The organism is Amycolatopsis sp. CA-126428 (genome assembly GCF_002904335.1).
Classification (GTDB): Bacteria; Actinomycetota; Actinomycetes; order Mycobacteriales; family Pseudonocardiaceae; genus Amycolatopsis.
In genome coordinates this window covers 1-11,494 of sequence record NZ_PPHF01000122.1, presented here as the reverse complement: position 1 = coordinate 11,494, position 11,494 = coordinate 1, and the positions used below count along the sequence as shown (strand labels likewise).

The 11,494-nt window shown below is 69.6% G+C and carries 12 protein-coding genes and 1 pseudogene; 7 read left to right on the top strand and 6 right to left on the bottom strand.

Annotated features, from left to right (window positions below):
• Positions 1-917 (top strand): annotated as a pseudogene (locus C2L58_RS29245) (IS481 family transposase); the annotation flags it as partial.
• Here C2L58_RS29245 and C2L58_RS29240 read toward each other — a convergent pair.
• Both C2L58_RS29240 and C2L58_RS29235 read right to left on the bottom strand, forming a co-directional pair.
• A complete protein-coding gene (locus C2L58_RS29240) occupies positions 914-1,465 on the bottom strand; it encodes an SCP2 sterol-binding domain-containing protein (RefSeq protein ID WP_103340897.1) in 552 nt (183 codons plus the stop codon). The pseudogene C2L58_RS29245 and the gene C2L58_RS29240 sit on opposite strands and share 4 nt — an antisense overlap.
• A gap of 61 nt (positions 1,466-1,526) precedes the next feature.
• The gene (locus C2L58_RS29235; protein WP_103340896.1) at positions 1,527-2,189 is read right to left on the bottom strand and encodes an SCP2 sterol-binding domain-containing protein; all 663 of its coding nucleotides are present in this window, start codon (positions 2,187-2,189) and stop codon (positions 1,527-1,529) included.
• Between the two features lie 120 nt (positions 2,190-2,309).
• On the opposite strand from C2L58_RS29235, the gene C2L58_RS29230 reads away from it, so the two are divergent.
• Positions 2,310-2,966 (top strand): TetR/AcrR family transcriptional regulator, encoded by a 657-nt coding sequence (locus tag C2L58_RS29230; RefSeq protein ID WP_103340895.1) that lies wholly within the window; start codon positions 2,310-2,312, stop codon positions 2,964-2,966.
• On the opposite strand, the gene C2L58_RS29225 is transcribed toward C2L58_RS29230, so the two are convergent.
• Positions 2,958-3,800, bottom strand: a complete 843-nt coding sequence (locus C2L58_RS29225; protein ID WP_103340894.1) for a MaoC/PaaZ C-terminal domain-containing protein — start codon at positions 3,798-3,800, stop codon at positions 2,958-2,960. The genes C2L58_RS29230 and C2L58_RS29225 overlap by 9 nt on opposite strands.
• A gap of 1 nt (position 3,801) precedes the next feature.
• Entirely contained in the window at positions 3,802-5,136 is a 1,335-nt protein-coding gene (locus C2L58_RS29220; protein WP_103340893.1) for a 3-oxoacyl-ACP reductase, read from the bottom strand.
• Between the two features lie 93 nt (positions 5,137-5,229).
• On the opposite strand from C2L58_RS29220, the gene C2L58_RS29215 reads away from it, so the two are divergent.
• Entirely contained in the window at positions 5,230-6,519 is a 1,290-nt protein-coding gene (locus C2L58_RS29215; protein ID WP_013230941.1) for an acetyl-CoA C-acetyltransferase, read from the top strand.
• 46 nt (positions 6,520-6,565) lie between these two features.
• Here the strand turns inward: C2L58_RS29215 and C2L58_RS29210 are convergent, their stop codons facing one another.
• A complete protein-coding gene (locus C2L58_RS29210) occupies positions 6,566-7,111 on the bottom strand; it encodes a DoxX family protein (RefSeq protein ID WP_103340892.1) in 546 nt (181 codons plus the stop codon).
• Positions 7,112-7,282: 171 nt separating this feature from the next.
• On the opposite strand from C2L58_RS29210, the gene C2L58_RS29205 reads away from it, so the two are divergent.
• Positions 7,283-8,017: a MerR family transcriptional regulator gene (locus C2L58_RS29205; RefSeq protein WP_103340891.1), complete on the top strand. Its 735-nt coding sequence runs from the start codon at positions 7,283-7,285 to the stop codon at positions 8,015-8,017.
• A gap of 61 nt (positions 8,018-8,078) precedes the next feature.
• On the opposite strand, the gene C2L58_RS29200 is transcribed toward C2L58_RS29205, so the two are convergent.
• Complete coding sequence (locus tag C2L58_RS29200) at positions 8,079-8,561, bottom strand: hypothetical protein (protein WP_103340890.1); 483 nt, start codon at positions 8,559-8,561, stop codon at positions 8,079-8,081.
• 108 nt (positions 8,562-8,669) lie between these two features.
• On the opposite strand from C2L58_RS29200, the gene C2L58_RS29195 reads away from it, so the two are divergent.
• The 3 genes from C2L58_RS29195 to C2L58_RS29190 all read left to right on the top strand — a co-directional run bounded on the left by C2L58_RS29195 (position 8,670) and on the right by C2L58_RS29190 (position 11,421).
• Positions 8,670-9,860 carry an ATP-binding protein gene (locus tag C2L58_RS29195; protein ID WP_103340889.1) on the top strand — a complete coding sequence of 397 codons (1,191 nt, stop codon included), beginning with the start codon at positions 8,670-8,672 and terminating at the stop codon, positions 9,858-9,860.
• Positions 9,861-10,117: 257 nt separating this feature from the next.
• Positions 10,118-10,267 carry a hypothetical protein gene (locus tag C2L58_RS49940; protein ID WP_167379635.1) on the top strand — a complete coding sequence of 50 codons (150 nt, stop codon included), beginning with the start codon at positions 10,118-10,120 and terminating at the stop codon, positions 10,265-10,267.
• A 224-nt stretch (positions 10,268-10,491) separates the two neighbouring features.
• Entirely contained in the window at positions 10,492-11,421 is a 930-nt protein-coding gene (locus tag C2L58_RS29190) for a bifunctional helix-turn-helix transcriptional regulator/GNAT family N-acetyltransferase (RefSeq protein WP_103340888.1), read from the top strand.
• The last annotated feature ends 73 nt before the right edge of the window (positions 11,422-11,494 follow it).

Here is an 11,494-nt window from a genome sequence, read left to right as displayed (position 1 = left end):
GATCGCCCATGTCGCCGCCGAGATGGGCATCTCGCGGCAATGCGCATCCAAGTGGGTCAACCGCTGGCGCCGTTATGGCGAAGCCGGCGTGCTCGACCACCCGAGCGTCCCGCACCGTCAGCCCACCGCCACCCCGGCTGAAGTGGTGGTCCGGATCGAGCAGCTGCGCCGGCAGCGGAAGTACTCCGCCCGCCGGATCGCCATCGAGCTGGCAGCCGAGGGCATCACCATCTCCGTGCGCACCGTCGGCCGCCACCTGCTGCAGCTGGGCTTGAACCGGCGCCGGTTCCTCGACCCCACCGGCCAGAACAACCGGCAACCGCGGCGGATCATCGCCCGCTGGCCCGGCCACATGGTCCACCTCGACGTGAAGAAAACCGGCCAGATCCCCGACGGCGGCGGCTGGCGCATCCACGGCAAAGGCAGCGACAGGACCGGCAGGTCGCCCGCAGCAAAACCCGAGGCCAGCGGGCCCGCTACACCTACCTGCACTCCGCCGTCGACGGCTACTCACGCTTGGCCTACACCGAAGCACTGCCTGACGAAACCGCCCGCACCGCGATCGGGTTCGTGCACCGAGCGCGGGCGTTCTTCGCCCGCCACGGCATCACCCACATCCACCGCCTGGTCACCGACAACGGCTCCTGCTACCGCGCTAAAGACTTCGCCACCGTCCTGCACGGGGCCCGGCATCAGCGGATCACGCCCTACACCCCACGCCACAACAGCAAAGTCGAGCGCTACAACCGGATCCTGGCCGAAGAATTCCTCTACGCACACGTCTGGACCAGCGAAGAACACCGCACCGCAGCACTGGCCGTCTGGAACATCCACTACAACTACCATCGACCACACTGCCGCCGGAAACCAGCCACCAGCACACCGGCGTCACCAACGTCAAGGCCTCATACAGCTAGTCCCCGGTCGGCTTAGGGATGTCGAAGTAGCTCGAGAAGCGGACCGCCGGGGCGTACTCGCCCTTCACCTTCACCCGGCCTGTCACGAACATCGCCGCCGCTGCTGCGTTGCCTGTTGCCATCCGGATGAAGTCGTCCACCGACAGCGTGATCGTGGTGTCCGGGGTGCGGGACAAGTCCGTCGAAGAAACGCACACGCCGTCCTCGATTACTGTCTGGAAACGGTCGTAGCCGTCCTCTCCTGCTCCCTCGGAAAAGCGCCAAGAAACCACGAAATCCACGTGGCGGGCTCGGGTCGGCGAGAAATGTTCCGACATGCGGCGGAATATCTCATCCAGAAAAACTGCACGCAGCTCTGGGTGAGAAGCAATTGCCTTCAGGTGGTCGCGGGATGCGCGGCGGACCACGTCCACCAGGACGTCCGTCGACAGGGAGCTCAACTCTATGCCCGCCCCTACCGAGCCCAGCATGTGCAGGGTTTCCAGGACCTGGGTGAACTGCTCGGGCGTCAAGCGGCCGAGCACCAGCTTCTCCGCGAACGCGTTCACCACGTGGCCGCCGCGAAGGGTGCGGGGGCGGCGCCATTTCGCGTTTCGGGGCACGGGCGGACTATACGGGGTGCGGTAAGTCGAAGAAACCGATCAAGCCGGCCGCGAAGGCCAAGTCGCCTTTGACCTTTATCCGGCCCGTGACGAACAACACCGCCGGGGTCGCCTGGTGGGTGATGAGCCGGAAGAAGTCGGCCGGGGCGATGGTGATCGTGACCCGCGGGGTGGAGTGCATCTCGCGGCTCACCGTGCAGGAGCCGTGCGAAATCGCCGTCTCGTAGCGGTCGAAGCCGCCTTCGCCCGCTCCGCCCGACAGGCGCCAGTGGACCACTGCCTGGAGGTCGCGGGCACGGTCGGACCTGATGTGCGCGCCCATGCGCGCGAAAATCTCGTCCAGCACGCGCTCTCGCAGTGGCCGGTCGGCGACGACGCTCTCCAGCTGGGCGCGCGACGCCGAAGCCACCAGGGACGCGAAGCGGGCCGGCTCGACCTTGCTCAGGTCGAACGCCGGGGCGCGCTCGGCCAGCCTCAGCAGGGCGTTCAGGAGCCGCCGGAAGTCGTCCTTGCGGAGGTTGCCGGGGTTGAGGTCGAGCTCGTTGACGTCGAGGGCGTGCGCCTCCGGGCCCAGCGGGTCGAGCCGCTCCAGTGCGTCGAGCAGCGCCGGCCCGCGGAGGTCCGCGATCCGATCAGCGCTGGTCATCCCGGCGTTTTCGGCCATGGTCATCCCTCTCCAGTTACCCAGGAGTAATACTACCCACCAGTAGGTAGGCGGGCAAGCGTGCCGAAATCACCCGCGCGTGGCAACGACCGGTACCGTCTCCGGGCAGCAACGAGGAGGTCCAGCGTGTCAGAGGAAGATCAGCGTCCGCCCGAACGGGCCAGGCGGCTGCCGCGTGCGGTGCGCGAGCGGCAGATCCTGGACGCGGCCGTCCAGGTCTTCTCGCGCCACGGCTACCACGCCGCGTCGATGGACGAGATCTCCGACGTCGCCGGTGTCTCGAAGCCGATGATCTACACCTACCTCGGCTCGAAGGAAGACCTCTTCGGCGCGTGCATCCGCCGCGAGGCGACGCGCCTGCTCGAGGCCATCCAGGCCGGCGTGCAGCCCGACCTGCCGCCGGACATGCAGCTTTGGCACGGTCTGCGGTCCTTCTACCGCTTCGTCGCCGAGTACCGCGAGTCGTGGACGGTCCTGCACCGCCAGGCGCTGACCGTCGGCGGCGCCTTCGCCGCCGAGGTCACCGACATGCGGGTGCGCGCGATCCAGCTGGTCGCCGCGCTCGTAGTGTCCGCCGGCACCCGCAAGGGCGTCGGCGAGCAGGCCGAGTTCTCCGGCGAAGGCCTGTCCGCGGCGCTGGTCGGGGCGGCCGAGTCGCTGGCCGACTGGGCCCTCGACCACCCCGACATCTCCGACGGTGTCCTGGCCTCCTGGCTGATGAACCTCGTCTGGCTCGGCTTCAACGACCTCATCGAGGGCGCGGTCTGGAAGCCGTCAGAGTGAGCTGATCGTGCCTTCCAGGTGCGGCTTCGAGCCGCTCCACAGCTCGAACGCCCAGCCCTCCGAAGTGGCCCACGACGTGAAGCCCGCCTTGGCCGGCAGGAGCACCGGCTGCTTGAAGCGGACGTCGACCGTGAACGCCTCCGGCAGCCGGCCTTCGAACGCGGCCAGCGCGTGGGCCTTCGTCCACATCCCGTGCGCGATCGCCCGGGGGAAGCCGAACAGGCGGGCCGTCAGCGGGTGCAGGTGGATCGGGTTGCGGTCGCCCGAGACCTCCGCGTAGCGCCGCCCGATGTCGCCCGGGACGCGCCAGATCGCGTCCGGGGTCGGCGGGGCCAGCTGCTCACGGCGCCCGGACGGGCCCGAACCCGAGCCGCGCCGCAGGTAGGTGCTGACGTCGCGCCAAACCAGGTCCTCGCCGGTCCAGGCTTCGCTGACGACGTCGAACTGACGGCCCTTCTCGTGCGGGCGCAGGTTCTCCGCCCGCACGCGCACGGTCAGCGGCTCGCCCACCCGCAGCGCGCGGTGCTGGGTGATCCGGTTGGCCACGTGCACCATGCCGAGCAGCGGGAACGGGAAGCCCGGCTCGGTCATCAGCGCCATCTGCAGCGGGAACGCCAGCATGTGCGGGTACGTCGCCGGCAGCTCGTCGCTCAGCCGGAAGCCGCACACCGTGTTGTACGCGGCGAGGTGCGCCGGGTCGACGACGACGCCCGTGCGGACCAGCTCGGTGTCCGGCAGCGAGTCCCCGGACGGCTTGCGCAGCACACCGCCGAGCAGCGCCTTGGGGTACAGCGTGGCCAGGCTCGGCGTGCTGTCGAGTTCGCGGATCGCCACCTCAGGCCCCCAGCAGGGCCTGGCCGCAGACGCGGACCACGTTGCCGTTCACCGCGGCCGACGCCGGGTTCGCGTACCAGGCGATCGTCTCCGCGACGTCGACCGGCAGGCCGCCCTGGCCGAGGCTGGACAGCCGCCGCCCGGCTTCGCGGATGAACAGCGGCACGGCCGCGGTCATCTTGGTCTCGATGAACCCCGGCGCGACAGCGTTGATCGTGCCGCCGTAGGCCGCCAGCTGCGGCGCGCCGACGTTGACCATGCCGATCACGCCCGCCTTCGACGTCGCGTAGTTCGTCTGGCCGACGTTGCCGGCGATGCCCGCGATCGACGAGACGCCGATGATGCGGCCGTTTTCGTTCAGCACGCGATCGGCGAGCAGCTTGTCGTTCACCGCGAGCTGCGACGCCAAGTTCACCGCGATCACCGAGTCCCACGCGCTCTCGCTCATGTTGCCCAGCGTCTTGTCGCGCGTGATGCCCGCGTTGTGCACGACGATGTCGACGCCGCCGTGCCGCTCCTTCAGGTACTCCGCGAGCTTCGCGGGCGCGCTCGGCGAAGTGATGTCGAGCTGCAGTGACGACCCGCCGACCTTGTTCGCCACCTTCGACAGGTCGCCGCCCTGGGCGGGGATGTCGAGCGCGACGACGTGCGCGCCGTCGCGGGCCAGTACCTCGGCGATCGCCGCGCCGATGCCTCGGGACGCTCCGGTGACCAGCGCGACCTTGCCGTCCAGCGGCTTTTCCCAGTTCGCGGGCGGGGACGCCGTCTTGCCCTCGGCGCCGATCCGGATCACCTGCGCGTCGACGAACGCCGACTTCGCCGAGAGCAGGAAGCGCAGCGTCGACTCGGTTGCCTCTTCGGCGCCGTCGGCGACGTACACGAGCTGGGCGGTCGCGCCACGCTTGAGCTCCTTGCCCACCGAACGGATGAACCCTTCGAGCGCGCGCTGGGCGATCCGCTCGCGGCCCTCGACCTGCTCCGGCGGGGTGCCGAGGACGACGACCCGGCCGGACGGGCCGACGCTGCGGATCACCGGGTGGAAGAAGTCGTAGACCTCGCGCAGGCGGGCGGGATCGGTGACGCCGGTGGCGTCGAAGACCAGCGCCGCGTGCCGGTCGGCGGCCGTGGTGATCACCTCGATGCCCGCGTCGGCCAGCTGGTCGCGCAGGGTCTTCTGCAGCCGTCCGCCGGGCGCGGCGCCCAGAAGTGCGGGACCCTCGAGCGCGGGTTGCCCGGGCCGGTACCGGCGCAGCGTGGCGGGGTTGGGCAGGCCGAGCTTCGGCACCACGAACTTCCCCACCGGGGTTTTCGTGAACTGCTGGTACCTGTCAGCCATCGGTTGCCTCCCGTGCAGTCTGCGTCACGTCGCAGTCTAACCTACTCGCTAGTAGGTTACAGTGTGAGGGACACGACCAGAGAGGTGGAAGTCATGCCGCCGAAGAAAACGCCTGCCGTTCGCAAGGTCGCGATCATCGGGGGCAACCGGATCCCCTTCGCGCGGTCCAACGGGCCGTACGCGAAGGCGTCGAACCAGGACATGTTCACCGCCGCCCTCGACGGTCTGGTGAGCCGCTTCTCGCTGCAGGGCGAGGTGATCGGCGAGGTCGCCGCCGGCGCCGTGCTCAAGCACTCGAAGGACTTCAACCTGGCCCGTGAGAGCGTGCTGGGCAGCAAGCTCTCGCCCGCGACGCCGGCGTCCGACGTCCAGATGGCGTGCGGCACCGGCCTGCAGGCGATCGTCAACGTCGCCAACAAGATCGCGCTCGGCCAGCTCGACTCGGCCATCGCCGGCGGCGTCGACACCACCAGCGACGCGCCGCTCGCCGTCAACGAGGACCTGCGCCAGATCCTCATCCAGCTCAACGCGGCCAAGACGCTCGGCGACCGCCTCAAGCTCGTCGCGAAGATCCGGCCCGGGCACATCGTCCCGGCGATCCCGCGCAACGAGGAGCCCCGCACCGGGCTGTCGATGGGCGAGCACGCCGCGCTGACGGCCAAGGTCTGGGAGATCACCCGCGAGGCGCAGGACGAACTGGCCGCGAGCAGCCACCAGAAGCTCGCCGCCGCCTACGACCGCGGGTTCTTCGACGACCTCGTGACGCCGTTCCTCAAGCTCGCGCGCGACCAGAACCTGCGCCCGGACTCGACCGCGGAGAAGCTCGCCAAGCTCAAGCCGGCCTTCGGCGGCCCGGACGGCACGATGACGGCGGGCAACTCGACACCGCTGACCGACGGCGCGTCGACGGTCCTGCTCGCCACCGACGAGTGGGCGAAGGCGCACAAGCTGCCGGTGCTGGCCTACCTGACGTTCTCGCAGACCGCGGCCGTCGACTACGTCCACGGCGACGAAGGTTTGTTGATGGCGCCCGCCTACGCCGTGCCGCGGATGCTCGCGCGCGCCGGGCTTTCCCTGCAGGACTTCGACTTCTACGAGATCCACGAGGCGTTCGCGTCGCAGGTGCTGGCCACGCTCAAGGCGTGGGAGGACCCGGCGTTCGCCAAGGAGAAGCTGGACCTGGACGAGCCGCTCGGCGCGATCGACCGGGCGAAGCTGAACGTCAACGGCTCGTCGCTGGCGGCCGGGCACCCGTTCGCCGCGACCGGCGGCCGGATCGTCGCGACGCTGGCGAAGCTGCTGCACGAGAAGGGGTCCGGCCGCGGCCTGATCTCCATCTGCGCGGCCGGCGGCCAGGGCGTCACCGCGATCCTGGAGAAGTAGCCGCACGAAAAAGGGCCGCCCCTCGCGAGGGGCGGCCCTTTTCGCGTCAGTTGGGGAGCGCCTTCTGCGCCCGCTTCGCGAGCTTGTTCGCGCGCTTCTCGGCCTTGCGGCTCAGCTTCCCGGCCGCGGCGCCGACGTCCTTCGCGGCGTGCCGCGCCCGCCAGGCCGCCGACGGCTTCCCGTGCGTGTCGCTGACCGCGAGCAGCAGGCCACCGGCCAGGCTCGCGTTCTTGAAGAACTGGATCTGCTGCTGCTGGCGCTCGCCCGGGTCCTTGATGGTCCAGAAGCTGTGCGTCGAGAGCGTTGTCGGCACCAGGCTGCCGAGCAGCAGCCCGGCCGCGAGCCGCGGGGCCTTGCCGGCCGCGAACGCGAGACCGGCGCCGATCTTCACCGCGGCGTCGATCCGGACGAGCGTCACCGGGTCCCGGGGGACCTGCGCCGGCACGACGTCGCCGTACTTTTCGAACGCGCTGTTGAGGAACGGTTCCGCCGCCTTGGCGTGGCCCTCGGCCTGCCTCAGCGCATTGATCCCGCCCGTCACGAAGATCGTGGCGAGCAGGGGACGAGCCACTCGACGGAGTATCACGGTCATAGCCTTCCTCGTACGGGCCGCTGCCTGGTCGAACCTACTCCGTGGATGCCCGCTCGGCCCGTGCTCGAATCCTCATCGGGCTTTCTGCGGTTTCATAGTCCTGATACTAGAAAGTCCTATAAGGCTTTAGCGGTTGACTTTGACGTTGCGTCAACTTCTATCGTCGACGTCATGGAGTGGTCGATCCAGGACATCGCCCGCTCGGCCGGGACCACGAGCCGGACGCTGCGCCACTACGGCACGGTCGGCCTGCTCGAGCCCAGCCGGATCGGCGGCAACGGCTACCGCTACTACGACGAGCAGGCGCTCGTCCGGCTGCAGCGGATCCTGCTGCTGCGCGAGCTCGGCCTCGGGCTGCCGGCCATCGCCGAGGTGCTCGACGGGCAGCGAGACAGCGCCGCGGCGCTCGAAACCCACCTGGAGCTGCTCGAACAGGAGCAGCGGCGGATCGGACGGCAGATCGAGTCGGTCCGCACGACCCTCCGGAAACTGAAGGGAGGTGAACGACTGATGGCAGAAGAAGTCTTCGACGGCTTCGACCACACGAAGTACGAGAAGGAAGTGACTTCGCACTGGGGCGCTGACGCGTACCGGCGCGGTGACCAGTGGTGGAGTTCGTTGCCGGCCGAGGAGAAGCAGGCCCACCAGCAGGAGCAGCTCGACATCGCGGCGGCGTTCGGCGCGGCGCGGGCAGCTGGGCAGGCCGTCGATTCCGACGAGGTCCAGGCGATCACGCGGCGGCTGCACGAGTGGCTGCGACCGGCGGTCTCGACCGTGTCGAAGGGCTATTTCGCGGGCCTCGGACAGCTGTACGTCGACGACTCGCGCTACGGGTTCGAAGGCGGAGGAGCGGAATTCGCCCGGGACGCGATGAAGATCTACGCGGAACGGAACCTCAGTGACTAGTGGCGCGTCGTAAAGGTCGCACTGGGGGTAGGGACGAGCAGGGCTGCAGACCTGTTCGTCTCTATGTACTCGGCCGCAGCAGCGTGCGCCGGGTGGTGTCGAGGTGGCGGATCACCTCGTAGGCGGCGCGGGTGCCCACCTCCGGCGGCTCCTCGTCGTCTTCGAGCACTGACCAGCCGCCCTCGTACCGGACGAGGTACGAGCCGGCGTAGACGTCGCTCACCTCCGCGGTGAGGACCGTGCCCTCCGGGTGACGCGCCTTGCGCGCTCGCCACTGCTCGTCCGAAACCCCGTTGCCGAGGGGCCCCGACCGGAACTCCGGATCCAGCGGCCACAAGCGAACCTGCCCGGACCGGCCGGCCAGCACCTCGAAGGTCGTCGTCGTGCCGACCGCGGGCCACGACTCCGGCCGCCTCGGCAAGGTCAGCACGTCGACGAAGCCTTGCCGCTCGCCGGCGAGGGCCACGAACAGCCCGATGGCGCCGGGCCGCGGAATCGCCGAGACCGTGCCGGTCACCACGGCACCCACCTCGAAGCCGGTCACCTCGCCACCCTGGCACAGCCTGGGCCGACCGGTCGAACCTCGGCGACACGCCTAGCCGTCTATGGCGGAATATCGGGCTCACCCTAGAAACGCCGATAACTTGGCAGAGTGGACCCCATCCGCAACCCCTTCGCGCCGGGCGCCGGGCAGCGGCCGCCCGAGCTGGCCGGGCGCGAGCGTGAGCTCAAAGCCTTCGAAGTGGTGCTGGAGCGGGTGGCGCGGGGGAGACCCGAACGCAGTCTCGTGCTCACCGGGCTGCGTGGCGTCGGGAAGACCGTGCTCCTCGGGGAGCTGCGGGCGATGGCCGTGCGGCACAAGTGGGGTGCGGGCAAGATCGAGGCCCGGCCGGACGCCGAGCTGCGGCGGCCGCTGTCGGCCGCGCTGCACCGGGCCATCCGGGACCTCGCCGTGCGGCACCGGGCGCCGGACCGGGTCGAAGAGGTGCTCGGGGTGCTGAAGGCGTTCGCGCTGCGGGCCAACAAGGCCGACGCCAAGCTGCGCGACCGGTGGCAGCCGGGCATCGACGTGCCCGCCGCGCAGGGGCGGGCGGACTCGGGGGACATCGAGATCGACCTCGTCGAGCTGTTCACCGACGTCGCCGAGCTGGCCGCCGACGTCGGCACCGGCGTCGCGCTGCTCATCGACGAGATCCAGGACCTGCAGCCGGACGACGTCTCGGCGTTGTGCGCGGCCTGCCACGAGCTGTCCCAGTCGGGCGCGCCCCTGGTGGTCGTCGGGGCCGGGCTGCCGCACGTGCCCGCGGTGCTCTCGGCGTCGAAGTCCTACTCCGAGCGGCTCTTCCGGTACGCGCGGATCGACCGGCTCAACCGCGAGGACGCCGACTTCGCCGTGATGGCGCCGATCGAGCGCGAGGACGCCGGCATCGAGCCCGAAGCCCTCGACGCGCTGTTCGACGCGTCCGGCGGCTACCCCTACTTCATCCAGGCCTACGGCAAGGCGGCCTGGGACGCGGCGCCGTCCGACCCGATCACCGTCAAGGACGTCCAGGTCGCGGCGCCCGAGGCGGAGTCGGAGCTGGCGGTCGGCTTCTTCGGGTCACGCTACGAGCGCGCGACGCCGGCCGAGCGGGAGTACCTGCAGGCGATGGCCTCGCTGACCCAGGGCCGTGACGAGCCCGCCGGCACCGCCGACGTCGCCGTGTTCCTCGGGCGGAAGCCGTCGTCCCTGTCGCCGGCGCGCGACAGCCTGATGAAGAAGGGCCTCGTGTACTCCGCCGAGCGGGGCCAGATCGCCTTCACCGTCCCGCACTTCGGCCACTACCTGCTCGGCCGCGACTGACCTGGGCTTTTCCGGCTTTCTTCCGGTCTATGCGCGTCGCTACGCTTGTCTAGCTCAATTGCTAGATAACCCTAGAGCTGTAGCGGGTTGCTTCGACGTGACTGCCGCCACCCCGAATCTCTCCGGCGCATACCCAAGTTTGCCGATGATTCATCGGCGGGTGCGCCACATCACCGGACATTCGTTGGCTTCCTTGTGAAAAAAGGTGCATACTAGAAACACAACCACCAAGACCCTCGAAGGGGATGCAGAAACCGATGAACAACATCGCCGCCAAGCTCCGTGCCCGCCGCGCTGAGGTTCGCACTCGCCGGGCGCTGAACCGGGCGATCGACACCGCCGCCACCGCGACGGTCCGTCAGGAACTCATCGCGATCGCGCAGGCTCGCTCGGGCTACATGCGCTGATCTCTTCACCCCGTGGCGGTCGCCCGTTCGAGTGACCTAGGCCACATCGTGCTCATGGTGTAACGCCACCCGAAGAGGTGTCGATACCCAGTACGACCCCGTGATGCTGGCGGACCCCCGACCTGGCAGCATCGCGGGGTTTCCCATTTCCCCGGAAACCCCGTTGCCGGCGGAGCGTTCCGCAGTAATCTTTGACTTCGTCAACGAACTTGTTGAGGTGGTCAATGAACGACGCTCAGCTCGCCGAGCGGGTCGCCGCGGTCCGGGCTTTCAACCGGCTCTACACCGGTGTCATCGGCGTGCTCGACGAAGGGCCGGTGGACGCCGAGTACTCGCTGCCGGAAGCCCGTGTGCTCTTCGAGCTCGCCCACCAGGACCCGCTGCCGGTCACGGACCTGCGGAAACGTCTCGACCTCGACGCCGGCTACGCCAGCAGGCTGCTCGCGCGGCTCGAGTCCCGCGGGCTGATCGCGCGCGAACGGTCCGAGGAGGACGCCCGCCGCCAGCTCGTGCGGCCCACCGCGGCGGGCCGGGACGCCTTCGCGGTGCTGAACCGCCGCTCCACCGACCAGATCGGCGGGCTGCTCCGCCGCTTCGCCGACGAAGACCAGCAGCGCCTGCTGGCCGCGATGCACACGATCGGCGACCTGGTCGGCGACCGCCGCCGCGATCCGGCCCTCGTCCTCCGCCCGCCACGACCGGGTGACCTCGGTTGGGTGGTGGAACGGCACGGCGCCCTCTACGCCCGCGAGTACGGCTTCAACGCCCGGTTCGAGGCGCTCGTCGCCCGGATCGTCGCGGACTTCGCCGAAACCCACGACGATCAGCGGCAGGCCTTCTGGATCGCGGAGCTGGACGGCGAGCGGGCCGGCGGCATCGCGTGCACCCGCGGGCCGGGAGCGAACACCGCGAAGCTCCGGCTGCTGCTGCTCGAGCCGTCGGCCCGAGGGCGCGGCGTGGGCAAGCGGCTGGTCACCGAGTGCGTGGAGTTCGCCAGAGCGCACGGCTACCGGGCGATGGAGCTGTCGACGGTCTCCGTCCTCGACGCCGCGCGTTCGCTCTACCGCGCGGCCGGGTTCGAGCTGGTGCAGGAGACGGACTTCGCCGATTGGGGCCCGAAGCTGACCGAGGAGACCTGGCGCCTGGAGTTCTAGCTGTGATGTTCAGGGACGTTGTCCCGAGTTGAGGTGACCGGTGACGGCCTGTCGTGCAGACAGGTGAAGGCCT